The 22,793-nt window shown below is 33.9% G+C and carries 27 protein-coding genes and 1 riboswitch; of the genes, 20 read left to right on the top strand and 7 right to left on the bottom strand.

Annotated elements, in window-relative coordinates; genetic code table 11:
* Nucleotides 1-340: 340 nt before the first annotated feature.
* Complete coding sequence (locus tag BK054_RS15270; protein WP_006265487.1) at nucleotides 341-1,195, top strand: GNAT family N-acetyltransferase; 855 nt, start codon at nucleotides 341-343, stop codon at nucleotides 1,193-1,195.
* A 107-nt stretch (nucleotides 1,196-1,302) separates the two neighbouring features.
* Here BK054_RS15270 and BK054_RS15265 read toward each other — a convergent pair whose 3' ends face one another.
* On the bottom strand, nucleotides 1,303-1,893 hold the full coding sequence (locus BK054_RS15265) for a porin family protein (RefSeq protein ID WP_006263749.1): 591 nt from the start codon (nucleotides 1,891-1,893) through the stop codon (nucleotides 1,303-1,305).
* Between the two features lie 177 nt (nucleotides 1,894-2,070).
* Between BK054_RS15265 and BK054_RS15260 the strand changes: the two genes are divergently transcribed.
* The 8 genes from BK054_RS15260 to BK054_RS15225 all read left to right on the top strand — a co-directional run bounded on the left by BK054_RS15260 (nucleotide 2,071) and on the right by BK054_RS15225 (nucleotide 7,965).
* Entirely contained in the window at nucleotides 2,071-3,855 is a 1,785-nt protein-coding gene (locus BK054_RS15260; protein WP_071307442.1) for an ABC transporter ATP-binding protein, read from the top strand.
* Between the two features lie 407 nt (nucleotides 3,856-4,262).
* Nucleotides 4,263-4,484, top strand: a complete 222-nt coding sequence (locus BK054_RS15255; protein WP_071307441.1) for a DUF2798 domain-containing protein — start codon at nucleotides 4,263-4,265, stop codon at nucleotides 4,482-4,484.
* A gap of 3 nt (nucleotides 4,485-4,487) precedes the next feature.
* On the top strand, nucleotides 4,488-5,144 hold the full coding sequence (gene ribB, locus BK054_RS15250; protein WP_006263747.1) for a 3,4-dihydroxy-2-butanone-4-phosphate synthase: 657 nt from the start codon (nucleotides 4,488-4,490) through the stop codon (nucleotides 5,142-5,144).
* Between the two features lie 6 nt (nucleotides 5,145-5,150).
* Nucleotides 5,151-5,714, top strand: coding sequence for a Crp/Fnr family transcriptional regulator (locus BK054_RS15245; RefSeq protein WP_025126173.1), 564 nt, complete (start codon nucleotides 5,151-5,153; stop codon nucleotides 5,712-5,714).
* 283 nt (nucleotides 5,715-5,997) lie between these two features.
* A complete protein-coding gene (locus BK054_RS15240) occupies nucleotides 5,998-6,618 on the top strand; it encodes a DUF4240 domain-containing protein (protein WP_071307440.1) in 621 nt (206 codons plus the stop codon).
* A gap of 66 nt (nucleotides 6,619-6,684) precedes the next feature.
* Entirely contained in the window at nucleotides 6,685-6,978 is a 294-nt protein-coding gene (locus tag BK054_RS15235; RefSeq protein WP_071307439.1) for a type II toxin-antitoxin system HigB family toxin, read from the top strand.
* A gap of 6 nt (nucleotides 6,979-6,984) precedes the next feature.
* Nucleotides 6,985-7,350 (top strand): type II toxin-antitoxin system HigA family antitoxin, encoded by a 366-nt coding sequence (locus tag BK054_RS15230; protein ID WP_041892147.1) that lies wholly within the window; start codon nucleotides 6,985-6,987, stop codon nucleotides 7,348-7,350.
* A 15-nt stretch (nucleotides 7,351-7,365) separates the two neighbouring features.
* Nucleotides 7,366-7,965 carry a hypothetical protein gene (locus BK054_RS15225; RefSeq protein ID WP_006265482.1) on the top strand — a complete coding sequence of 200 codons (600 nt, stop codon included), beginning with the start codon at nucleotides 7,366-7,368 and terminating at the stop codon, nucleotides 7,963-7,965.
* Nucleotides 7,966-8,113: 148 nt separating this feature from the next.
* On the opposite strand, the gene BK054_RS15220 is transcribed toward BK054_RS15225, so the two are convergent.
* Nucleotides 8,114-8,362 carry a hypothetical protein gene (locus BK054_RS15220; RefSeq protein WP_006259995.1) on the bottom strand — a complete coding sequence of 83 codons (249 nt, stop codon included), beginning with the start codon at nucleotides 8,360-8,362 and terminating at the stop codon, nucleotides 8,114-8,116.
* A gap of 205 nt (nucleotides 8,363-8,567) precedes the next feature.
* Between BK054_RS15220 and BK054_RS15215 the strand changes: the two genes are divergently transcribed.
* Both BK054_RS15215 and BK054_RS15210 read left to right on the top strand, forming a co-directional pair.
* On the top strand, nucleotides 8,568-9,056 hold the full coding sequence (locus BK054_RS15215; protein ID WP_071307438.1) for an RNA polymerase sigma factor: 489 nt from the start codon (nucleotides 8,568-8,570) through the stop codon (nucleotides 9,054-9,056).
* Complete coding sequence (locus tag BK054_RS15210; protein ID WP_006259997.1) at nucleotides 9,046-9,654, top strand: hypothetical protein; 609 nt, start codon at nucleotides 9,046-9,048, stop codon at nucleotides 9,652-9,654. The genes BK054_RS15215 and BK054_RS15210 overlap by 11 nt, the downstream gene beginning before the upstream one ends.
* Before the next feature lie 65 nt (nucleotides 9,655-9,719).
* Here the strand turns inward: BK054_RS15210 and BK054_RS15205 are convergent, their stop codons facing one another.
* Nucleotides 9,720-10,217: a hypothetical protein gene (locus BK054_RS15205; protein WP_006259998.1), complete on the bottom strand. Its 498-nt coding sequence runs from the start codon at nucleotides 10,215-10,217 to the stop codon at nucleotides 9,720-9,722.
* A gap of 359 nt (nucleotides 10,218-10,576) precedes the next feature.
* Here BK054_RS15205 and BK054_RS15200 point away from each other — a divergent pair, with 359 nt between their 5' ends.
* On the top strand, nucleotides 10,577-11,539 hold the full coding sequence (locus BK054_RS15200) for an NAD(P)H-dependent flavin oxidoreductase (RefSeq protein ID WP_059050850.1): 963 nt from the start codon (nucleotides 10,577-10,579) through the stop codon (nucleotides 11,537-11,539).
* A gap of 94 nt (nucleotides 11,540-11,633) precedes the next feature.
* Here the strand turns inward: BK054_RS15200 and BK054_RS15195 are convergent, their stop codons facing one another.
* On the bottom strand, nucleotides 11,634-13,784 hold the full coding sequence (locus tag BK054_RS15195) for a TonB-dependent receptor (RefSeq protein WP_071307437.1): 2,151 nt from the start codon (nucleotides 13,782-13,784) through the stop codon (nucleotides 11,634-11,636).
* 338 nt (nucleotides 13,785-14,122) lie between these two features.
* A riboswitch (SAM-I-IV-variant riboswitch) is annotated at nucleotides 14,123-14,223 on the top strand.
* 61 nt (nucleotides 14,224-14,284) lie between these two features.
* On the opposite strand from BK054_RS15195, the gene BK054_RS15190 reads away from it, so the two are divergent.
* From BK054_RS15190 to BK054_RS15170, 5 genes are all read left to right on the top strand, one after another.
* Nucleotides 14,285-15,586 carry a Na+/H+ antiporter NhaC family protein gene (locus tag BK054_RS15190; RefSeq protein ID WP_006265478.1) on the top strand — a complete coding sequence of 434 codons (1,302 nt, stop codon included), beginning with the start codon at nucleotides 14,285-14,287 and terminating at the stop codon, nucleotides 15,584-15,586.
* Nucleotides 15,587-15,654: 68 nt separating this feature from the next.
* Complete coding sequence (fabG, locus tag BK054_RS15185) at nucleotides 15,655-16,401, top strand: 3-oxoacyl-[acyl-carrier-protein] reductase (protein ID WP_071307436.1); 747 nt, start codon at nucleotides 15,655-15,657, stop codon at nucleotides 16,399-16,401.
* Nucleotides 16,402-16,936: 535 nt separating this feature from the next.
* A complete protein-coding gene (locus BK054_RS15180) occupies nucleotides 16,937-17,641 on the top strand; it encodes a hypothetical protein (protein WP_006265477.1) in 705 nt (234 codons plus the stop codon).
* Nucleotides 17,642-17,747: 106 nt separating this feature from the next.
* Nucleotides 17,748-18,416, top strand: coding sequence for a hypothetical protein (locus BK054_RS15175; RefSeq protein ID WP_006261377.1), 669 nt, complete (start codon nucleotides 17,748-17,750; stop codon nucleotides 18,414-18,416).
* Nucleotides 18,417-18,445: 29 nt separating this feature from the next.
* Nucleotides 18,446-18,982 carry a GRAM domain-containing protein gene (locus tag BK054_RS15170; RefSeq protein WP_006261376.1) on the top strand — a complete coding sequence of 179 codons (537 nt, stop codon included), beginning with the start codon at nucleotides 18,446-18,448 and terminating at the stop codon, nucleotides 18,980-18,982.
* Between the two features lie 6 nt (nucleotides 18,983-18,988).
* Here the strand turns inward: BK054_RS15170 and BK054_RS15165 are convergent, their stop codons facing one another.
* Complete coding sequence (locus BK054_RS15165) at nucleotides 18,989-19,261, bottom strand: hypothetical protein (protein WP_006261374.1); 273 nt, start codon at nucleotides 19,259-19,261, stop codon at nucleotides 18,989-18,991.
* Nucleotides 19,262-19,482: 221 nt separating this feature from the next.
* Here BK054_RS15165 and BK054_RS15160 point away from each other — a divergent pair, with 221 nt between their 5' ends.
* The 3 genes from BK054_RS15160 to BK054_RS15150 are packed head-to-tail and all read left to right on the top strand — an operon-like array spanning nucleotide 19,483 to nucleotide 21,319.
* Nucleotides 19,483-19,968, top strand: a complete 486-nt coding sequence (locus BK054_RS15160; RefSeq protein WP_006260008.1) for a 3'-5' exonuclease — start codon at nucleotides 19,483-19,485, stop codon at nucleotides 19,966-19,968.
* Between the two features lie 12 nt (nucleotides 19,969-19,980).
* Nucleotides 19,981-20,772 carry a class I SAM-dependent methyltransferase gene (locus tag BK054_RS15155; RefSeq protein WP_006263730.1) on the top strand — a complete coding sequence of 264 codons (792 nt, stop codon included), beginning with the start codon at nucleotides 19,981-19,983 and terminating at the stop codon, nucleotides 20,770-20,772.
* Between the two features lies 1 nt (nucleotide 20,773).
* A complete protein-coding gene (locus BK054_RS15150) occupies nucleotides 20,774-21,319 on the top strand; it encodes a putative glycolipid-binding domain-containing protein (protein ID WP_006261372.1) in 546 nt (181 codons plus the stop codon).
* A gap of 56 nt (nucleotides 21,320-21,375) precedes the next feature.
* Here BK054_RS15150 and BK054_RS15145 read toward each other — a convergent pair whose 3' ends face one another.
* A complete protein-coding gene (locus tag BK054_RS15145; RefSeq protein WP_071307435.1) occupies nucleotides 21,376-22,248 on the bottom strand; it encodes a DUF6048 family protein in 873 nt (290 codons plus the stop codon).
* Nucleotides 22,202-22,720 (bottom strand): DUF6452 family protein, encoded by a 519-nt coding sequence (locus tag BK054_RS15140; RefSeq protein ID WP_006261370.1) that lies wholly within the window; start codon nucleotides 22,718-22,720, stop codon nucleotides 22,202-22,204. The genes BK054_RS15145 and BK054_RS15140 overlap by 47 nt, the downstream gene beginning before the upstream one ends.
* Nucleotides 22,721-22,793: the final 73 nt, after the last annotated feature.

The raw sequence follows: 22,793 nt of genomic DNA, 5'->3' as shown, positions 1-22,793 counted from the left end.
TATGATAAACGGTTGTGTTGTTTTTCTATAGAAATCAAATTTTCAGTTTATAACTAATATTATGAGATTGTATTAGATACGATTTTTCATAGACCTACTGATTTACTGTTTTTTATGAACCTCCTGTTATAGAATACCTTGAATAATAGACCAAAGAAACAAAATTAGTTTTGTAGCTGTTTTTTAAATTAGAATAGTGCTTTTTGTATGGTAATAAAAGATTGGTTACTAAGGGGTAGTATTCGACTAATACAGGATTTAAGAGTAAATAAGCTAGAATAAACTAGTTTTTAGAACCATTAATGTTACATTTGGCTATATTGTAACAATTACTATAAAAATGACTATTTCATACCAAAATGCTACAGTAGCAGATTGTGAATTACTAACACAGACGGCATTAGCTTCTAAGAGATATTGGGGATACAGAGAGGAATATATGTCGATGTGGACAGACGATCTTACAATCACAGATATTAATTTTAGAAAAGGAGAGCTTATTAAATGTTTTTGTGCAGGTGAATATATTGGCTTTTTTGAATTAGAAAATAAAGGACCTTACTTATGTATAGACCATTTCTGGTTATTGCCTAAGTATATTAATAAGGGATATGGACGAGTGATCATGTCTCATATCAAAGCGATAGCGAAGTCTAGAGGATATAAGTATATAGAGGTGTATGCAGAACCTAATGCAAATATCTTTTATGAGAAAATGGGAGGGGTATGTGTGCGTCAGGTTTTGACTAGTGTACCTGGTCGTATGATGAAGATTTATCACCTGCCTGTCGTAGAAGAAAATTGGATAGATCTAGAGACAGCTGGGCTTGTGGTAGTAGAAGAAGGTAAACTACTACTAGCGTATAGCAATAATAAGAAGGCTTGGTACCTACCTGGAGGAAAGATAGACGAAGGAGAGGGGAGTAGAACAGCTCTGATTCGAGAGATAAAAGAGGAGTTAAACCTAGTGTTAGATGTAGATAGGTTGGCTTTCTTACATCATATCACTGCTCCTGCCTATGGGGAGAAGCTTAATATCATGATGCAACAAGACTGTTATAGTTATAGCCTAAATGGAGAAACTATAGAAGCTACTAATGAAATAGGAGCTGTGAAGTACTTCAGCTTAGAAGAATATAAGAAAGAAGAAGTACAGGTGCCAGGGGTACTAATGGTGTTCAATATCCTATCATAAGATAACTAAGACCTAAATATTGTTTAGGTCTTTTTTTTTATTATCTATAAAAATAAGAGGTTCTTATTGGAAGATAAGAGCCTCCATAGTTATATTAGGTATCTGTATTAGAATTTATATCCTACAGATAATTGAAGTACCCCATTTCTTGAAGCATCTCCCTCTTTGTTAACTTTACTAAGACCTATATTATATCTAGTATCAAAGAATATTCCGTTAGATAATTCGTATCCAGCTCCAAGCCCTAATCCAAACTCAAAAGACTTAACATTCTCTTTAATATCTTCCATATGGTTTTTTGCAGTTACATTGAATGCAAATTGAGGACCTGCCTGTACATTAAGCCCTTTTACGATATAGTATTTGGCAATTACTGGTATTGTAATATAATCTAGTTTTAATGTTTCTGTTTTAGTTTTAGAAGAGTAAAAGTTATAACCTTCTATAGTTTCAGTATAATCATATCTAGCTCCTTGTGCTGAATATAGTAATTCTGGTTGAATAGAGAACTTTTCATTGATAAAAATTTCTGCAACGGCTCCAATGTGAAAAGCTGGGCGTGATGAAGATTCGTCGAGATTACTAATGTTAGAAATACTCAAACCTCCTTTTGCTCCGATTTTGACATCTGGAGTCTGTGCATTTGCAGAAAAACCTATTGCTAGGGCTGCAATTAATGATAAAGTAATTTTTCTCATATTTTTAATGTATTGTTAAATTTAACGTAAAACTAGTGCGAATTTTTCATAAAAACAAGGGTTGTGAAGTGGTTATATGACAAAATGAGAATAGGTGATTGTGTAATAGATTGAAAACGAGTGAATTTATTGACATAAATCAAAGCTTTTTATTTAGAACAATTCTATCTTTGCAGTATGAATTTGATAAAAATACTTAAACAGATAAAGCCTTTTGTAATGCCTTATAAGAGGTTAATCATAGGGACATTGATATTGACAGCCGTTGGGTCCTTCGCAGTGCAGGTAAATGCACTTATTATTCGCTCTATGGTAGATACGCTAAATGATGTGGTAAGTGGAGTGAAGGATTTGGCTTGGGGGTATAAGATGCTTGTTTTTAGTACAGTAGTTCTTATTGTAAAAGAGATTTTAAATGCCTTTATACAGTTTGGTCAGAAGTTTTTTGGGGAGAAACTGCGTATTTATGTTTCTAGAGATATTTCACAGTTAGTGGTTACGAAGATATTAACCTATCGTATGGCTTTCTATACCTCTGATGAGAATGATAGTGGTAAGCTACAGACTCGTATAGATCAGGGAGTAGGGAGTATTACTAGATTGATTCAGAACTTTTTTATCGATATCTTGCCTTTGTTTGCTAATGCTATAGTAGCTTTAGTGTTTATTTATACAGCTAATGTGTATGTAGGTATAGTTAGTACAGCGATGATTCCTTTATACTTCTATGTGAGTCAGCTTCAGGCTAGCAAATTAAAAGGTTTTAGAAGAAAAATGCGTAGTTATAGAGAGAATAAAAATAATGGTATTATCTCTCTGATTAATTCTATTACTGTGATTAAGTCTTTTGTGAGAGAACCTTTAGAAGCTGAGAAGCATGAAGAGATTCAATACGATATGACAGAGAATCAGTTGCAAACTAGACGTATGAGTTTTGTCTTTGATGCTGTAAAAGGATTTATTGAGCAGTTTGGGCTTGTAGTGATTATTCTGATGACAGCTTACTTTGTTCTCAAAGGAGAGATGACGGTAGGAGCTATTATGTTTCACGTCTTATTATTTAATAATGTTACGGCTCCTATTAGACAGCTTCACCGTATCTATGATGATGTAAATGATGCGATGATATACTCAGAGACTTTCTTTGAGATCATTAATGCTGATCACGAAGTAGAAACAACAGGTACTTATGTTCCTACCGAAATTAAAGGAAAAATAGAGATTAAGGATGTTTCTTTTGATTATCCTAATGGGACAAGCGCTTTAAAAGAAGTGTCTATGACGATAGAACCTAATCAAACTACTGCTCTTGTAGGGCTGAGTGGAGCAGGTAAGAGTACAGTGATTAATTTATTAGATAAGTTCTATGCACCTACTTCTGGACAAATACTATTAGATGGTGTAGATCTAAGAGAATACGATACTAAAGAACTTCGTAAGCACATAGGCCTTGTACTTCAGAAGAATCACATATTCCAAGGTAGTATAGCGGAGAATATACGTTATGGAAATCCTCATGCTACTATGGAAGAGGTAGAACTCGCAGCGCAGAAGGCGTATATTCACGAGCAGATCATAGATCTTCCTCAAGGGTATGAGTCTGATGCTCGCCTGCTATCAGGGGGACAACAACAGCGTATTGCTATAGCGAGGTTGTTCTTAAAAGATCCTGCTATTATTTTCTTAGATGAGCCTACAGCTAGCTTAGATGCTATCGCTACGGAGCAGATCAAGAAGAGTCTTGATGCGATTAAGGAGAATAGAACAGTTATTATTGTTTCGCATAGTATCTCTCAGATTATAGATGCTCATGATATCGTAGTGATGGAAAAAGGAAGGGTAGTGGAGAATGGTAAGCATGAGGAGCTGTATGAAAATAAGAATACTTATTATGAGATCTTCTCTGCTATGGCAAATAGCCTGAACCTAGAGAAAATATCACAAACGTTACATCAAGATTAAAAATAAACATTTATAAATTAGGTTGTGTAATAGAGCCACTGCATCTGCGGTGGCTTTATTTTTAATGGTTTTTATTGACTTATGTCAATGTTTTAGGGTTGTAGACAGTTGATATTTGCTGAACCAAAAGATCAAAAATTATTAGTGTCTCTCAAGAGATAAAGTCGGAAAGGCTAATAATTATAGTTCAAAAAAGATACCGCCAACCTGATATAAGATTATACATATTATGTGATTTAGACTCTCACAAGTATAGGTTGTGTAATAAAGCCACTGCTTAGGCGGTGGCTTTATTTTTTTGAGTGTGTACTAAGGTTTTTTGAGTGTGTTTATTTTTTGACTTACGTCAATGTTTTTCGAGGTGAGGAAGAAGAACTTTGTCTTGTCAATAAATAAAAAATAAAAGAATGAAAACGAAGTATTATAAGTATGTAAATACGCTATTTGTGGTTATTCCGATGACCCTTATTATGGCCTTTGTAGGGTTGATTAGAAATTATGGTTTTGGAGATGGGTGGTTCTTTATGTTTTTAAAAGCATGGAGTGTAATGTCGCCAGTGGCTTATGCCTCAGCCTTTCTAATTATTCCTCGAGCGCGCAAATATGCAGAGAGACTAATAAAAGAGTAAAATATGAATACATTAGAAAATGCCCTTAACCAATTTGGTTGGGATAGTCAAGAAAGAGTTAATCAAGCGTTGAGTTTTTTAAAGAGCGGTAAAGGTGTTCTTTTATTAGACGATCAAGATAGAGAGAATGAAGGAGATATCATCTTCTCAGCACATTTAATGTCAGAACAGGATATGGCGATGATGATTCGTTACTGTAGTGGGGTGGTGTGTTTATGTCTAACAAATGATAAAGCAGACGAACTAGAGCTGCCTTATATGGTGACAGAGAATAGTTCTAGATTTCAAACACCTTTCACGGTAACTATAGAAGCTGCAGAAGGGGTAACTACAGGATTATCTGCTGCAGACCGATTAACTACCGTAAGAGCAGCAAGTGATAAGAATGCTAAACCAGCTGATCTAGCACGTCCAGGACATATATTTCCATTAAGAGCAAAAAATGGAGGAGTATTAGAGCGTAATGGACATACTGAAGGAGCGATTGACTTAATGAAGTTAGCTGGTCTACCTCCTCAAGCAGTATTATGTGAATTAATGAATGACGATGGTACAATGGCAAGATTACCAGAGGTAGTGGAGTTTGCAAAAGAGCACAAAATGATGGTGTTAAGTATAGCAGACTTAGTATATTACCGTACTTTTGTCACAGAAAAATAATAAGTAATGAAGCAACTAATAGATTATATACAAGATAGAGTTGAATTAAATGATCAGGAGCTAGATGTAATACTTTCTTTTTTTCACTATGAGAAACTAAAAAAGGGAGAACAGCTTACATCAGCAGGGGCGAGTGCACAGAAGCTTTATTTTGTGTGTAAAGGGTGTTTGCGTATATTTTATATCAATGAGGCAGGGCAAGATGCTACGAGATTCTTTGCTTTTGAAAATCAGTTTGCTACAGCCTTAGTGAGTTTTATCAATAGTTCTACATCATCCGAATATTTACAAGCACTAGAGATAAGCGAAGTATATTCTATTACGCACGCTGATTTTTACAATTTATTAGAGTTAGTCCCGAAGTGGGAGAAGTTCTACAGACAGTATTTAGAATTCGCTTATATTAATAATACCAATAGATTACACGCTATGGTCACCATGGATGCGGCAGAGCGATATAATGAGCTACTCAAATTAAATCCCCTTATCGTACAGCGACTACCCAATAAGATAGTTGCTTCTTACTTAAATATATCTCAGGAAACGCTGAGTAGAATAAAATCTAAATAAGTCGGATTATTTATTTTAACCCAAAATAGGTGATAGACATATAAACAAAAAGTAATTATACAAAATAGGTCTGAATTAGCGATACAAGTATACTGTAGTGTGGTTTTAGAGCTAATGAAAGAGATATAAAGTAGAATTACTTTGTGGTATGTGGCTAACGAATATTTTGGCTTTAACCCTCTTGACAGTGTGTGCTGTTGAGAGGGTTTTTTATTTCATTGATTTAAGCAATATAAGATGAATAAGCTTTATCTTAGTAAGACTGACATAAGCATATAAAACAATGAATATAGATTTAAACGAACAGTTCTTTTGGGAATTAATAGAACAGTCTAATACTAGTGATAGTTGGCAGACTTATGATATAGATGAACATATAGATGAACTAACTGCTCTCTTAACAGAGTTGTCTTCAGATGAGATGATTCTTTTTGAAATGACATTGAGAAAAAAAATTAATGAATTAGATAAGGTAGAGATAGGAGAGTTAGGCATTATTTTAGAAAACAGTTTTCAAGAAGAAGATGGGATTTATAACTTTGATGATTATATCTCTACAGACGGATTTATCTACTTTAGGTGTTGGCTTATTTTACGAGGAAAAGAGTTTTTCTACGATATCATAAAGGATATTAATGCTTTTATTAGCGGCAAGTATTCTTTTGATATAGGAGATACATGGGGCGAAGGCTTATTGTATGTGAGTGATTTAGCCTATGATGCTAAGTATGGGACAGAGGATTCTAGTTTTGTGACAGATGCTGTAAATGAATTGTATCAGGATATAGAACATTATGATGTTATAGATACACAATGGACTCGACCACCTTATACAGGTACAGCGTTACAAGTACACTACCCTGCATTAGTGAAAGAAATAGGAGAGCTGAGGAGAGAGGAGTAATGATTGTTTTGTATTCTGTAATTATATTTTGTTTTTTGTTATATATTTGTTGTAATTATAAGCTAAATGAGAATAGTAACCTTTTCGGCAATTAAGTCTTTTATAGAGAACCATCCTATGTCTGATATTGCACTTAGAGATTGGTATTACAGGGTTAGTCAATGTGATTGGGAGAGTTTAGGAGATCTTAAACGGACTTTTAGCACTGTTGATTATGTTGGAAATAATCGTTATGTATTTAATATAAAAGGGAACCATTATAGACTTGTAGCAATAATTATTTTTGCATCTAAGAAAGTGTACATTAGATTTATTGGTACGCATGCTGAGTATGATAAGATTGATTGTAAAAATATATAATTAATTATGAGAACAATTCAGAATAAACTTGAGTATAACGCACTGTGTGAGCGAATAGAGGAATTACTTAAAGTAGTAGGTAATGATACCCCTACAGATAGTAAAGACTTTATAGAGTTGGATTTTATTTCTGACTTAGTTGCTAATTACGAGGAATTAAATGAACCAGTTTTACCTCCTACTTTAATTGAGAGTATGAAGTTAAGAATGTATGAAAGAGATTTAAATCAAAAGTCTCTGTCAGAATTATTAGGTGTTAGTACTTCTAGAGTTAGCGAATACCTTACAGGGAAGGGAGAACCTCCTTTAAAAGTCGCTAGAGAAATCAGTAGAAAATTAGATATTGACCCAGCTATTGTCTTAGGGGTTTAAAGTCTTTTATTAATAATGAGTTACACAAAATTAACTAAAGAGATAGAGAAGCATTATAAACAACTTGGTCTCCAATATCATTATAATGCTTTAGAGATTACGCTAGAAGAAGAGCATAAAAGATTAACGAGGTATAATGAGGTGCGTGATACTATAATCGCGCAGTGGAAAGAGGCTAAACGATATAAGGAGCTTATCTCTTGTGCTCATGGAGGGTGGTATAGTTATGAGGAGTTTAATGAACCTCTAGCATTATACTTTGTACAGCAAGAAGAACTTTTAGCGCTTAAGGTATTATGTGAACGTGGTATTCGCTTTAGAGTAGAGGATATATTAAGTACACTAGTAAGAGCAGAAGAAGACTTTCCTAATATTACCAAGGAGGAAATGGTCAAGTTTAATCTAGAGCTTTATTTAAAGAGCCAGGTATATCATCCTGTAGGAGAAGTGGTAAAGTACAGAGGCAAAGCGTTAACCCTAATTGATCACTTGATTCGATATATAGAACAAACTAGCGAATCAGAATATTTGAGACAATTAAATATACTTAGAGATAAAGTATATTCATTAGAAGTGAAGAAATCAGATTTAAAATATTTTAAGCATAGGTTGTAAGTAATCTATGCTTTTTTATTCATTCTTTAACCCAGAATACGCGATAGACCTATTAACGAGAGTAAATTATACAAAACAGCTCTGAATTTATGAAAAAAGCATACTATAGTATGGTTTTAGAAGAAATGAAAGAGATGTAAAGTAGAATTTATTCGTAGTATTGGGCGAATGCGGAATCTGGGTTTAACTGAGCTAACATTTCGAAGGCATCTACGAATTCTGTTGAATTCTCTATGCGATCAAGTACAATGCTTTGTTGCCATTGAGGGATGTTAGATGATTCTTCTTCTGTTAGATAATCAATAAACAAGTCAACTTCTCTAAGTAAGTTCTCAGGTAAATTCTCAAGTTTATAGTTAACTCTCTTTAGCCTTTCTGATTTGTTATTATTGCCCATTTTGTCAGTTTGTATTTGGTTAACTTGTTGTTAATTAGTGTGGTACTTCAAATTTACACTTTTTTTGTTACCGTTGTATATCTGAATTAAATTTATACAATAGAAGATTTCTTTGTTAAGAACCAATTATAAAATGATTAATACTTAATCCTCTTGTAACATATTCCCATGTAACGTATCTAAACTATAAAACCAATCAAAACACATGAGTAAGTATAAAGAAACATTTGAGTCGCTCTATGAACAATATTGGCAACGAATTTATCGATTGGCTCTAGGGTATGTTAACGATACGGATTGGGCTAAAGATATAGCACAAGAGACTTTCGTTAATGTGTGGAATCAGTTGCCCAAGTTTAGAGCTGATTCAGGCTATGGTACGTGGATATACCGGATCGCTGTAAATATCTGTTTAAGGCAAATAGAACGGAGTAAAAAAGTCATGCCTGATGAAAGCAAGATAAGGCAGAGCAAAAGTGTAGAGGAGGAGTATAAAGAAACCAATACTCAAAAACTCTATCAAGCCATTAGTGAACTCACAGAGATTAACAGGATTATTATTTCGCTGACTCTAGAGGGGGTGGATCAAAAACAGATTGCTGATGTGACAGGACTTACACATGCTAATGTGCGTACTAGAGTACATCGTATTAAAGAAGAATTATATCAAAAACTCAATAACTATGGAAAGTAATCAAGTAAATTTAGAACAGCTTTGGGCTATTCCGAGAGTAGAACACAGCGATATTAGGGAAGTTTATCAGTCTATAGATACCTATCGTTTAAAGAAAGTAAAGATGAATTGGGCTCTAGCTATAATAGGTGTGTTTACTATAGGATGGATTATCGGGATTAATGTACTATTAAAAGGAACAGTGTTCTATGGATCTATTTGGGTGGTATTAGGAAGTGTAATTTGTGTTATAGCAATCACAATGTTTATGACGAGTTATTATCGCTTAAATGGTTTAATACCAAGCTCTATATTGACACAGACAACAAGTGATTATATTGTGTTGTTGGCAAAAGAAAAGAAACAACAATTACAATTGTCTAAAGTATGGATGAATGTATATATTTTACTTTTTATAGTTGGGATAGCTATATATTCTTATCCATTTATAGACATGGTAGATACTGCAATATCGACAGGATATTATATTGTATTAGCAGGATATTATGCTGTATTAGGGATTTGGGCTGGAGTGAATATGTATTGGAATAAAAAGATAAATTCAAAAAAGATAGTGAAGTTAGAGCAAATGATTAAAGCTCTCCAAGCTATTCAATAAGAAAAGTAAAGCCACCTCATGGGTGGCTTTGTATTTTAAATCGTTTTCAGGTGCAAAAAAAGTAATTAGAATTTGTAACGTACTGCAATACCGAAGTCTGCATAGATACCATCGCGGTAACTGTCATTTAAGTAGATTTCTGGGCGTAAGTCTAAAGCTACTTGTATTGGAAATTCAGGGAAAGTGTATTCTACCCCTACAGTACCTGTGATTAGTCCGAATGCTCCACTGTCAGAGTGTTTTCTTTTTCCTTCGTAGTAGCTAGAGTTCCATGTACCTACTGCAGCACCTACACCAGCATACCAATCAAAGTTTCCTTCAATATTCCAACCCCATTGGTAAATACCTGTAAGTTTTACAGCATCAAAGTCGTTGTTGTTTCTCCAACCAAGATCTAATTCTAAACGGTTGTTTTTAGATAAGTCTCTTTGGTAAGAGATTTCTGTACCTAAACCGTGGTTTCCTCCAAAACGCAAACCTAATGCGTTTTTTGGTCCTTTTTGTGCTTGAGCAGTAAAAGCTACCGCTACAACAAGAGCAGCTGAAAGCAATAATTTTTTCATTGTAATGTTTTGTTTTTTTGCATTTCAAAAGTAGTACAAAATGTGTGTGAATTCAAACTAAATAAGCAGGAGTGCCTTGTTATGGCATTAAATACGGCTACTCAGAAGGCTTAAATGTTTAATAAGAATAAGTTAGTTGTTTTTAAAAAAGAAATAAAAAAATGTAGACTTAACAGATTGTAGTAGAATTATGAGAGGATTAAGCCCTAATTTGTAAAATATTAAAAAAAATGTGATAAGTCTTACAATTGATATTATTCTACGGAGAGAGAGCAAAATTACTTTTCTACAATCAATTATTTGACTTATCTTACGTTAGTACTTTATAATGTCTATTATCTAACTAAATATATTATTATATGACTATACAAGAATTTAAAAATAGCCTAACATTACCGATTGTAGTATCTCCTATGTTTATCGTTTCTGGAACGAAACTAGTAATTGAATGTTGTAAAAATGGTATTGTAGGTACATTCCCTGCTTTGAATGGAAGGAGTTCAGAGGATTTTGAAAAGATGTTAGTTGAGGTAACAACAGAATTAGCAGCCTTTGAGAAAGAAACAGGTATTAAACCTGCTCCATTTGGGGTGAACTTAATCGTGAATAAGACCAACCCAAGAGTGATGCCTGATTTACAATTGTGTGTTAAGTATAAAGTGCCTTTAGTGATTACATCACTGGGAGCAGTGAAGGATCTTGTAGATGCAGTACATAGTTATGGGGGATTAGTATTCCATGATATTGTGAAGAAAAGACATGCTGAGAAAGCAGCAGAAGCGGGTGTAGATGGATTAATATGTGTTGCCGCTGGAGCTGGAGGTCATGCGGGTACTGCGAGCCCTTTTGCCTTATTAGCTGAGGTAAAGAGCTTCTTTAAAGGAGTTGTATTATTAGCAGGAAGTATAGACACAGGAAGTGATGTATTAGCAGCGCAGACTATGGGAGCTGATATGGCCTATATGGGAACTCGTTTTATAGCAACTAATGAATGTTTAGCAGTAGACGAATATAAACAGATGATCGTTGATTCAGGGATAGATGATATTATGTATACAGATGGAGTATCTGGTGTGAATGCTAACTTTTTAAAACCTAGTATAGAAAAGGCTGGAATAGATCTATCTGAGAAGAAAGAAGAGGATTTTTCTAAATTAACAGGAGAGCACGCGAAGGCATGGAAAGATATTTGGTCTGCTGGGCATGGTACAGCGGGTATTGATAGAGTACTCAGCGTTAAAGACCTTGTTAGTCAGTTAAAAGCAGAATATAAAAATGCACTGAATAAGAATGCTGATATTCAGAAGAATATTAAGTTTTAAGACCATATCATTTGATGAATATACAATAAGAACAGCTCCTTTTAGGAGCTGTTCTTATTGTACTAAGTATATAGTTGTATGGCCTTTTTAGAATTTAGTATCTAAATGATAATCCTAGTGTGTAGTATCTACCATTCCCTCTTGCATATTCTGCATCTCTAGCTACTATCATAGAAGAGGATGTATAATACGATTTGTCAAATAGGTTTTCTACTCCTAATGTTAACTGTATAGATTTGTTGTATTGATAGGTAGCATTGAAGTTAAAAAGGTCAATAGGAGATACTTTACCTTCTCCTTCATTATAAACTAATACTCCTAACTTATTAGGTTGAGGTTCGAATCTATCTCGTTTAGAGGTATGTGTATAGTATAAGTTTAACCATAAATGATCAATAGGAGTGACTGTTGTAAATAAGCTCAGTTTAGGCGCAGCAATATTTAAACCACTCATATAAGTATCATAACTACTACTGTTGTTAGATTTCATTTTTCCTTCATAACTCGAAAAACTTCCTCCTATAGTTGCCCAGCTGATAGGTTTACCATCTAGGGCGATCTCAATACCATTGATTCTTTGTGGACTTCTTACTACTTCCCAGAAACCTCCTTCACCTGCCTGAAGATCACTACCTAGTTTAGCGATAGACCAGAAATAAGCTATTCTAAAGTTCCAATTATTTGCTATCTGTGAAGTGAATCCTACTTCATAGTTATTCGTTACTACAGGATCTGTTTCTATTTTAGAGACAACATCACTTTTAGCATCTCTAAGTATACGACCTAAATCATAAATTGATAATCCTTGAGAAAATGAAACATAAGGAGTGAATTCTTCTATTACTTTGTATTGTAATGCAGCATTAAATAGTGCTTTATCATAATCTAAGTTTCCTCCCTTTATCGCTAACCACTGTTGCCCTTTTCTTAAAGGAATTGTTTTATAGTCAGGTACTTTTACGTGAATATTATCATATCTCACCCCAGCTTTAAGAGTTAGGTTTTCATAAAATACAGTACGAGTTTGTAAATATCCAGCACTGTTGTATGCTTTTAATTCAGGAACCCATAATCGCCCATCAACAAGGGGCTGGCTAGTTTTGTCAATTAAGAAATCACCTCCTATAATATAGTTTGTTCTGATATTATCAGTGAAGTTTAGTTTAGAGACAATACTTAATCTAGCACCAATTTTCTCTGCTTTAATAGTTGCTTGACCACCTGTTTCTTCCCATCGTGGAGATTTAGGATTGTGTTCTCTGTAGTCAAATAAAGTATATAGTTTTTGCCCAAATACCGAAGCCTCTAAATCAACATTCTCCAAGATATTTTTGCTTGAGAACTTTAGATATCCATTGTGATTGTACTTAGTACCTTCATTTTCTGCTAATGGGTTTTTAGTACCGATAACCCCTTGTTGTGGAGATACGAGATATTTTCCTCCCTTTGCGATTAGATCTGTGTCTTGTAATGCACTGTAGTAGTTATACATTGCTTCTAATCGATTGTTATCATTAAAGTCATAACCTATCTTAGCTAATAGATTTTGTGTTGTTACTTCTCCTAATCCATAGCGAGGAGAGATATAATCTCCTTCACCATCTATCGCTCGTCCAGATTTAATGATGTTGCCATTGATTAAGTAATCGATTTGTTTTAGTCTACCAGAGAACTGTTGGTTTAATTCATACCCATGTGTATTGTTGTTTTTAGTAGAAGTAGCATCAGATAAGGCTATAGAAGTGCTTCCACTAAAATTTTTGTTTTGATTCGCTTTTTTCGTGATAAAGTTCACAATACCTCCAGCACCTCCATTGCCGTAAAGAGAAGTGGCTCCTTCGATTACCTCAATGCGTTCGATTGCATAAGGGCTTATAGTACGAAGATCTCTGTCTGTGTTGCGCAGTGGAGTACTCTGTGGTACACCATCTATTAAGACTAGTATCTGTCTACCACGGATAGTTTGACTTCTATTACTAGTAGTATTAGAGCTCAACCCTATAGAAGGCACGGCAAGACCTAGTATAACTGACATATCAGGATTTAATTGAGCATAACTTTCTATTTCTTTTTGAGTAATGACAATAACAGAACTTGAGCTATTGCGTTTTATCTCTGGTAATCTTGTAGTAGATACGATAATTTCTTCTAGCTGCTCATCGCTTTTTTTTGTTTCTTGTTCTTGCGCTAGTATTGTAGAACTGGTTAGAAGTAGAGTGAGTAGTGTAGTTTTTTTTACATTCATTTTTTTATGTATTAATTAGAATGTAAAGGTATATATATAGTATTGTTTAGAATTAATCTAAATAGTTTTTTGTAAAATATTGAATAGCTAAGAGGTTATATGTGTGATATTTGCGAATAATCTTTTTGTTTTTTTATGGATGTATTTTTTTTATCCATTTGTAGTGCAAAATATTTAATAGACTCAGTTTATATGAATCAAATATTTAATTTTTAAAGGCTGTAATTTTAAATGAATATTATTATAATTGATAAGATGATTGAGTCTGTAATAGCTGCTTTTAGAGTCGAGTATACTTATCTAATTTGCAATTCTTCAAAAAACGATTATCTTTGTCTTTTAATTATCAAGAATTCTACTTAATAAGTAGAATAGCAACCTGCAACAACAAGCAAGGTGCTGCAATCGATAAGCCAGAAATGGAAAAAATGTTGTTTACTTCCTTAGTAAGTTTTATTTCTACCAATCTGGCAAATTATTTGTAATAACATTATTATTAAATGAAAGCTATGTCAGATAACAAGTTTTACACTTTTATTCCTTTTTTTATTTTTATTGCCATCTTTTTAGGCTCAGGTATACTATTAGGTGATTTTTATAAAATACCATCTCCTATAGCAATATCTGTTGGAGTGATATCTGCATTTTTACTATTTTATAAAACACCGATGCAAGAGAAGGTTATCTCTCTTATCCATGGATGTGGAGATAGTAAGATTATCACGATGTGTATTATCTATTTATTGGCTGGTGCTTTTGCGGCAGTGACTAAAGCTATAGGAGGAGTAGATACGATGGTAAATATTGGACTTAGTGTAGTGCCAATAGAATATCTAGCTATTGGAATCTTTGTAATTGCTTGTTTTTTATCTTTAGCGATTGGTACCTCAGTTGGAACTATTGTAGCCTTAGGACCTATTGTAGTGGGGCTGGCTGAGAAGTCAGGTTCGTCTATGGGGCTATTATGTGGAACGCTATTAGGAGGGGCGATGTTTGGGGATAACCTTTCTATTATATCAGATACAACGATTACAGCTACACAAACGGTGGGATGTGAGATGAAAGATAAGTTTAGAGCTAATTTTAAATTAGCATTACCAGCCGCTTTAATTACGATAGTAGGTTTATTGTTTATGAGTGGAGGGGATACAGATGTAGCCTTAGAACTAGGTGATACAAGTAATTTCTGGGTAATTATCCCTTATATATTAATTATCGTACTAGCCTTATTAGGGGTACAAGTATTCGTAGCTTTATTTATCAGTATTTTGGTAGCGGGAATTATTGGGCTTGTTCAAGCGGATTTTGATGTATTAGGTTTTGCTAATTTGACGTATGAAGGCTTTGTTTCTATGAATGAGATATTCTTATTGTCTATGTTGACAGGAGGATTGGCGAAGATGGTAGAAGATCAGGGGGGGATTCAATGGCTGTTAAAACAAATGAAGAAGCTGATGAAATCTCCTAAAGGGGCTGAGTTCGGTATTGCAGGATTAGTGTCATCGATAGGAGTGTGTTTAGCTAATAATACAGTTTCTATCTTGGTAGCAGGTAATCTAGCTAGGGATATTGCTACAGAGTATGAATTAGAAAGACCACGCGTTGCTTCTATATTAGATATTTTCGCTTGTATTATTCAAGGCATCTTACCTTATGGAGCACAGATACTGATCTTATTAAGTTTTACTAATGGACAGATAGATTATCTAGATTTGATGAAATATTCGTATTACTTTGTTGCTCTGTTGATTATCACGCTAACTTATATGATTTTTTTGAGAAAAAGTACACAAACAGCATAAAAGGGGCGTGAGAAAATACAAATTGTTTATATTTGTCCTCGGTTCAAATACAAAAATTGGATTTACACATGAAATTATTAGAAGGTAAAATCGCTATTATCACTGGTGCTACAAGAGGAATCGGTAGAGGAGTAGCTTTAGCATATGCTCAACAAGGAGCAAGTGTTGCATTCACATATAGTTCTTCTGCTCAGGCAGCTGTAGAATTAGAGCAAGAATTAACAGCTTTAGGTGTTAAAGCAAAAGGATATCAATCAAATGCAGCTGAATATACAGCAGCAGAACAATTGATAGAAGAGATTTTAAAAGAATTCGGAAACATTGATATTTTAGTTAATAATGCTGGTATTACTAAAGATAACTTATTAATGAGAATGTCTGAAGCAGATTTTGATGCTGTAATTGAAGTGAACTTGAAGTCTGTATTTAATATGACGAAAGCTGTTCAACGCACAATGCTTAAAAACAGAAAAGGGTCTATTATCAATATGAGTTCTGTAGTAGGAGTAAAAGGAAACGCTGGACAAGCGAACTATGCTGCTTCTAAAGCTGGAGTTATCGGATTCTCTAAATCTATCGCATTAGAGTTAGGTTCTCGTAATATCCGTTGTAACGTTGTTGCTCCTGGATTTATTGAAACAGAGATGACTGGTAAACTTCCTGAAGATGTAGTAAAAGGATGGAGAGATGCTATTCCATTAAAACGTGGTGGTACTCCAGAAGATATCGCAAATACTTGTGTATTCTTAGGTTCTGATATGTCTGCTTATATCACTGGTCAAGTGATTAATGTAGATGGTGGAATGCTTACTTAAGAGTAAACACATAACCATATATAAAGGCTATCTGAGTAATCAGGTAGCCTTTTTTAGTTTGTGAAGAGTTTTATAGTAGTGTTTTAGGGGATTGCTTTTGAATGTGTCCGTTTTGAGTCCGATGTGAGTCCGTAGTGAGTCCGTTAAATGGTATAAAATAACGGACTGAATACGGATTGACGTCTCAATTACTTATTTATTATACCAAATAAATTATACGCTAAGTATTTATATGACTGCATAAAGGGAGAGTGACTGTTCGTTTTCATAAAATAACTGTCCGATAATGAACATAGGTAAGATAACTTTTTTTGTAAATGGTTGTTGTATTGGTGTTTATGGATAATAGGTTATTTGGTATGTAATTGGTGTTATTGTGTTTAGATATAATCTGATCTATATGAATTAGGCTAAACTACAAGATATTTTATATAAATGCATAGCAGGCTAAGGTAGATTGAAGTATACAAAACTATACAAAGGGTGCAGCAACATTCTAATACTTGTAACGTAACAACCAACTAAATAAAATGATATGAAAGTATTCAAGAACATTCTACTTACTCTACTTATTTTGACCAACTGTAGTCTAAGTATGGCTAATAATACAGAGCCTAAAACTAGAAAAATTGTCGGATTAGTAGTCGATAGTGAGACTTTATTACCTCTGGCTAATGTCAAGATTACAAATGAGAATAAAAAAACATTAGCAACTACAAATGACAAGGGGTATTATGAAGTCACTGTCCATTCTACTAGTAAAGAAGGATTTAAGTTTTCGTTGAATTTAAAGAAAGAAGAGTATTCTACTTTTAGGCAAAATGATAATTGGGGAGAGGACAATGAGAAAAGCCCTGTTATGTACTTTGCTTTACAAAAAAGAAAATCATCTAAAGGAGGGAGTTTTTCTGAATTATACCTTCATAAAGGTGAGGTGACTACTGCTGTTGTAGAGAATTATTTTAATGATAAAGTAAAGGCTGGAAGTATCTTAAATAATAAGATCGCAAAGTTAAGAGCCAATAACAACCAGGTGTTTTTTGAGTTAGATGGAGGGTATTATTTAGTGAATAACTATGCATGGATTAAGCTAAACAGTAAGGATGACAAGGTCTCTATTAATCAAGATAAAGTAGTCAATGCTAGTGAAGTGAATAACTATGTACGACGTAATAACGTACAGAATATGTCATCAATAGATTCGCCACAAGCTTCTTTTAGTATAAAGACATTTAAGTAATATAAACAATACATAAAGGCTATCTGTGTAATCAGGTAGCCTTTTTAGTTTCAAGACGAATTATTTTTTGTCTTTTAGGGAATACTCAGTACTTTTAAATAAAAAAATGAAGAAGGTATTAGATAAAGGAGTAGCAGTAGGAAAACAAGGCCTTAAGTCATTTAGAATCGTGTTTATATGTTTGATTCGATGGCTAGGCATGATGGCGGTAGGTGTATTTTTGTCTCTTTGGATTTTTTTCTATTCGATGAGTAAGATTTATCAGTTGAGAAAAGGAAGTGAGGCACGAGGCTTTTGGGATAACCTTACAGCCTTTTTTAGCGATATAAACTATTCTGTGATTATCATTTTTCTTCTACAAGTTGTGATGATTATTGCTTATTTCTATGTAGCTAATAAATATGCTATTCAGAAGGCAATCTCTTTATTATGGGAGAAGCAAGGAAGTGTATTTATTACCAATTACGTGGCTCAGTTGATGGAGTATCTACATCAGAAAAAGCCTACACTGTTTGGAAGCCAACCTGATAAAGAAGCGATACAGAGAGAGTTAATAGCACTTAATGAAGATAATCATGTAGCGGGTATGGTACAACGAAAAACGACAAACTACGTCCTTTCAAATGCTAAATTAGGTAATGGGCCTTCTACCTTGTTACAACAATTGACAACACTTCGTTTTAATCCTTTAGCGTTACTTCCTGGACTATGGATGTTTTATGCCTTAGTAGGGATACAAATCTTGTTTATATTGTATATTTACTATAGATATTAGATGGTTTAAATAATATAGAAATAAATGTTATGAAAATAGGAAATGATACAATAGGTATAAGTAATAGTGATAAGATAACAATACTAGTTTTTTTCTTTACAGTATATGTGTTGATTATGCTTCTTTTCGATTGGTTATTCGATGGAGCTATTAAAAGTTGGGAAAACTATCTTTTAAAAGGGTTGGTATATAGTATTGTACTTTCTGTATTGATGTATTACGCGATTAAGACCTTGACCAAAAGAGTGGAACTAAAGCTGCAAATACCATTAGCAGAAGGAGAAGAGCTAGAAGTATATGGAGTAGCTAATATGTTCTTAGGGAAAGAAGCCTTAGGGGGTAAATTAGGTATGACTGAAGATACTTTAGTATTCCATTCTCATAAGTTTAATATACAGAAGAGTACTGTCCGCATTCCTTTTGAAGATATTAAATCTATTAAACCCTGTAGAGTGATGTGGTTGCTTAACAATGGAATAGAGGTACAGACGGCTACAGACCGGTGTGTGTTTGTGGTCAATGATAGAAAAACGTGGTTAGAGGTTATTCAGAAAAAGATAAAGTAGCACGAGTTAATCTTTAAGTAAATGTGCTGTTGCTGCATGCGTAAGCTTTTCAAAATCAGCAAAACAAGAAGAGAAGTCTACTTGGTTGCCATGATGATCTCTTAGTTTAAGAGAGGTGTATAGTCCTAAGTCAAAATAATTAATCTCTTTTATAGACGCACTATGTGTGGAAATAAACTGATTAATAAATGTTTGATTCTGAGTCTTTTTGTAAATAGAAAAAATACTTAGACTAATGATACTAAATAGAATTGCATAGGTGATAAAGTGTTTATTCATCGTAGTAAGTGATTTAATAAGAGTAAGATACAATAAATATTTTGATAGAGAACGACTATATACATTATAGTCGTTTTTTTATGCCTATATGTGAACTATAATAGAATAGATTAACCCCAAAAGATTAGCTAAAAAAATTAGCAAAGTGATGTTTTTTGTAAGTAGGCTAATGGATTATCATCAAAAAAGACTACCTTAGCTATTATGATTACAATACTTCGATGAATAAATTTACAGCTATAGATTTTGAGACAGCTCAGCCTCAGCGCAATAGTATTTGCCAAGTTGGCTTAGTTGTATTTGAGAACGGAATTATAGTAGATTCCTTAAACATTCTTGTACAACCTCCTCAGAATGTTTATTGGAGTAAATTTATTGACGTACACGGTATCACACCAGAAGATACACAGTATGCGCCTACATTCGAAGAAGTTTGGCATAAGATATTACCCTTTATACAATTTCAGAATGTAGTAGCACATAATGGCTTTGGCTTTGACTTCCCAGTCTTAGAGAAGACATTAGAGTATTATAACTTGGCTGTGCCTGAATACGAGAAGCATTGTACTTATAGATTGTATAAAAAAGGATTAGCTTCTTTGGCTGAGAAGTATAATCTTGCATTAAATCACCACGATGCTCTTAGTGATGCTAAAGTATGCGGAATATTGTTTGATCAATATTTAAAGCAAGGAGGTCTAATTTAATAATAGCAAATTATGACGAAGAGTAAAGAGTATTTAGAACACAATAAAAAGTCTTGGGATAAACAGGCTTTAGCTAATCAGCAATGGTCTATGCCTGTAAGTGCAGAGACAGTAGCAAAAGCTAAAGAAGGAGAGTGGGAACTATATGTATTACCAACTCCAATAGATAAGAATTGGTTAGGCGAAGTAAAAGGGAAGCGCGTATTATGTCTAGCATCTGCTGGAGGGCAACAAGCACCTATTTTAGCGGCTATAGGAGGTAAGGTGACTGTGTTAGACCTATCTACTGAGCAACTTAATAAAGATAAGCAAGTGGCGCTAAGAGACGGTCTTGACCTAACTACTGTAGAAGGGGATATGACGAATCTAGAGATGTTCGCAGATAATAGTTTTGACATTATTGTACATCCGATATCGAATCATTATGTAAGTGATGTGACGAAGATCTGGAGAGAGTGTTATCGCGTGTTGGACAAGGGAGGAAGACTAATCAGTAGCTTCTATAATCCAGTGATATTTATACACGATAGAGATCCTAAGTATGCAGCAGAAGGAGTTGTGAAGCCTATGTATAAGATTCCTTATGCAGACTTGACAGATATGACTCCAGATCAGGTAGAAGAAAAAAGAAATAAAGAGGAGGCTTTCGTCTTTGGACATAGTCTTCAAGATTTGATAGGAGGACAGCTACAAGCAGGTTTTTTAATTAAAGAATATGAAGAGGCATTTCAGCCACATCCTCGCTTTGTAGTAGATCATTATTTACCAACTTTTATAGGTACAGTAGCAATTAAACTTCAATAGTATGGAGAAAAATATAGTCTGGACAGGTGTCGATAATTTATCGATTGAAAAATGTGTCCTGATTGATAAAGGAGAAACCATTCACAGTAAAGGTGAGTTAGTAGGGAATAAGAATAATCAGGTGTATGGTGCCGAATATCAAGTAGTAGTAGATCAGAGATGGGAGACTAGATTCTTTGATATTACTTGTAAAGTGGGGCATAAGCACTATACTATACATGGGTATAAACTAAATAATCAGTGGATTATAGATGAACAAGAGCATCCAGAGTTACACGATTGTTTAGATATAGATATTTCTGTGACACCTTTTACTAATGCATTGCCTATTAATAGACTTAACTTAGCGATAGGAGAGTCTAAGGAGATTGCAGTGCTGTATATTAACCCTATAGAGGAGCGTTTTACTAGAGTAGTACAGCGCTATGAGAGACTATCTGAGACCACTTATCACTATAAAAATTTGTGGAGTGATTTCGAGTCTACGATAGAAGTAGGTGCAGATGGCTTAGTGACTAATTATCCGAAGTTATTCAATAGACTATAAAAAATACAAAGCCCCGATAGAGATCGGGGCTTTTTTATATATTGTTCAGAAGAAGATTACTTCTTTTTCTTTTTATTGTTTTCAATCATTTTTAAATCCTCAGCTTGTTCTATTGCGTTTCCTTCTAAGTCAAACTTAGTTTCTTCTTCAGTAGGGACAACAAACTTATCTTTCTTAGATTTGTATAGTGGGAATAAGTAAGAGATGGTATAATTAAATCCTACTCCTATATTACCACTGTGTTTTTTGTTATAGCCAGGAATATATAGGTTTTCAAAATCATCAGGTTGCGTCTGAGACACTAGCCCATTTAGTCTCATGGTGAATCCCATAAAGACATTGCTAAATACTCTTGTTTTAATACCTGCTACAAATTCTACCCAGTGTGCACTAAGTCCACTTTGTTTTTTATCTATCTCTATTCTTTCTTTAGGGAAATATGGATCTGTAGTATAAGATTGGTACCAATTAAGAGTTTGAGAGAAGGTCGCAAAACCATATCTAAAACCTACGTAGATCATATCTTCTCTATCTAGCCAGTTTTCGTATAGGTTATAGTTACCTCCTATGCGAATGTAGTTACCATTGGTTGTAAAGCCATAACTACTTTCGTCTCTATCCATTTTATCATGACCTATCTCTGCTGCTGCATACCAATTTTTAGTAAGACGATAATCCCCAACTACTTCAAAACCTTGATAAGTATTGTCATAGAATGAACGCGTGATTCTAAATAAATCAACCCCTACACGTAACCCATATCTCTGTGGGTAGTAATGAGGTGATTCTTCTGCAGCATCAGTAAGTGGAGCAGGAGTCTTTAGTTCTGTAGGATTATTCTCTTGTGCAAATGAAGAGAAAGCTAATAGTAGTAAACCACAATTAATAATAAATCTTGAAGTGTGCTTGTTTGCTATCTTGAATTTCATTTGTTTCAGTTGTATAATATTTAATCCAGTTACCACTCGTTTGTTGAGATTCTCCGTTTAACATAGGAAAAGTACCATCTTGATTTAAGGAGAATGTAGATACATATCCACAGGCTTTATTAAGATACTTGGTATTGATTTTGTATTTAAAAGTCAATGTATCATAAAGTGTGTCTGTCTGATTCTGAGTTCTTCTTATTGATTTAAGTATCCATTCAGATTCTTGATTATCTAAGCGAAGCGGTATTAGTAATTTGTTTGCTTTGCTTTTGATAACATCTTTTTCTCTACCCGCAACAAAAGCTTCAACTAAGTCATTCTTAGCGATTCCTTGATCCTCAAAATTGTAGAATTCAATTAGAAAGTTAGGCGTAGTAGGCTCATCCGCACCACAAATATCATCTTTCTCACAAGCGCTAAAAATAAAACTTCCTAAGCTTAGAAATACTGCTGCCAATATTAGTTTTTTCATATAGATTTTTTATCTCTGTATATAAGTTGTCAAAAATACTAAAACTAATTCAGAACTCTTTAAAAAAGTTCGA

Source organism: Myroides sp. ZB35 (assembly GCF_001865835.1).
GTDB classification, from domain to species: Bacteria; Bacteroidota; Bacteroidia; order Flavobacteriales; family Flavobacteriaceae; genus Flavobacterium; species Flavobacterium odoratimimum.
Note: the sequence above shows the minus strand (reverse complement) of the source record. Positions and strands in the feature narration are given on the sequence as shown.

Bases quoted from the DNA above. Each gene is read 5' to 3' on its own strand.
- BK054_RS15270 (WP_006265487.1), top strand. From the start codon at position 341: ATGACTATTTCATACCAAAATGCTACAGTAGCAGATTGTGAATTACTA.
- BK054_RS15265 (WP_006263749.1), bottom strand. From the start codon at position 1,893: ATGAGAAAAATTACTTTATCATTAATTGCAGCCCTAGCAATAGGTTTT.
- BK054_RS15260 (WP_071307442.1), top strand. From the start codon at position 2,071: ATGAATTTGATAAAAATACTTAAACAGATAAAGCCTTTTGTAATGCCT.
- BK054_RS15255 (WP_071307441.1), top strand. From the start codon at position 4,263: ATGAAAACGAAGTATTATAAGTATGTAAATACGCTATTTGTGGTTATT.
- ribB (WP_006263747.1), top strand. From the start codon at position 4,488: ATGAATACATTAGAAAATGCCCTTAACCAATTTGGTTGGGATAGTCAA.
- BK054_RS15245 (WP_025126173.1), top strand. From the start codon at position 5,151: ATGAAGCAACTAATAGATTATATACAAGATAGAGTTGAATTAAATGAT.
- BK054_RS15240 (WP_071307440.1), top strand. From the start codon at position 5,998: ATGAATATAGATTTAAACGAACAGTTCTTTTGGGAATTAATAGAACAG.
- BK054_RS15235 (WP_071307439.1), top strand. From the start codon at position 6,685: ATGAGAATAGTAACCTTTTCGGCAATTAAGTCTTTTATAGAGAACCAT.
- BK054_RS15230 (WP_041892147.1), top strand. From the start codon at position 6,985: ATGAGAACAATTCAGAATAAACTTGAGTATAACGCACTGTGTGAGCGA.
- BK054_RS15225 (WP_006265482.1), top strand. From the start codon at position 7,366: ATGAGTTACACAAAATTAACTAAAGAGATAGAGAAGCATTATAAACAA.
- BK054_RS15220 (WP_006259995.1), bottom strand. From the start codon at position 8,362: ATGGGCAATAATAACAAATCAGAAAGGCTAAAGAGAGTTAACTATAAA.
- BK054_RS15215 (WP_071307438.1), top strand. From the start codon at position 8,568: ATGAGTAAGTATAAAGAAACATTTGAGTCGCTCTATGAACAATATTGG.
- BK054_RS15210 (WP_006259997.1), top strand. From the start codon at position 9,046: ATGGAAAGTAATCAAGTAAATTTAGAACAGCTTTGGGCTATTCCGAGA.
- BK054_RS15205 (WP_006259998.1), bottom strand. From the start codon at position 10,217: ATGAAAAAATTATTGCTTTCAGCTGCTCTTGTTGTAGCGGTAGCTTTT.
- BK054_RS15200 (WP_059050850.1), top strand. From the start codon at position 10,577: ATGACTATACAAGAATTTAAAAATAGCCTAACATTACCGATTGTAGTA.
- BK054_RS15195 (WP_071307437.1), bottom strand. From the start codon at position 13,784: ATGAATGTAAAAAAAACTACACTACTCACTCTACTTCTAACCAGTTCT.
- BK054_RS15190 (WP_006265478.1), top strand. From the start codon at position 14,285: ATGAAAGCTATGTCAGATAACAAGTTTTACACTTTTATTCCTTTTTTT.
- fabG (WP_071307436.1), top strand. From the start codon at position 15,655: ATGAAATTATTAGAAGGTAAAATCGCTATTATCACTGGTGCTACAAGA.
- BK054_RS15180 (WP_006265477.1), top strand. From the start codon at position 16,937: ATGAAAGTATTCAAGAACATTCTACTTACTCTACTTATTTTGACCAAC.
- BK054_RS15175 (WP_006261377.1), top strand. From the start codon at position 17,748: ATGAAGAAGGTATTAGATAAAGGAGTAGCAGTAGGAAAACAAGGCCTT.
- BK054_RS15170 (WP_006261376.1), top strand. From the start codon at position 18,446: ATGAAAATAGGAAATGATACAATAGGTATAAGTAATAGTGATAAGATA.
- BK054_RS15165 (WP_006261374.1), bottom strand. From the start codon at position 19,261: ATGAATAAACACTTTATCACCTATGCAATTCTATTTAGTATCATTAGT.
- BK054_RS15160 (WP_006260008.1), top strand. From the start codon at position 19,483: ATGAATAAATTTACAGCTATAGATTTTGAGACAGCTCAGCCTCAGCGC.
- BK054_RS15155 (WP_006263730.1), top strand. From the start codon at position 19,981: ATGACGAAGAGTAAAGAGTATTTAGAACACAATAAAAAGTCTTGGGAT.
- BK054_RS15150 (WP_006261372.1), top strand. From the start codon at position 20,774: ATGGAGAAAAATATAGTCTGGACAGGTGTCGATAATTTATCGATTGAA.
- BK054_RS15145 (WP_071307435.1), bottom strand. From the start codon at position 22,248: ATGAAATTCAAGATAGCAAACAAGCACACTTCAAGATTTATTATTAAT.
- BK054_RS15140 (WP_006261370.1), bottom strand. From the start codon at position 22,720: ATGAAAAAACTAATATTGGCAGCAGTATTTCTAAGCTTAGGAAGTTTT.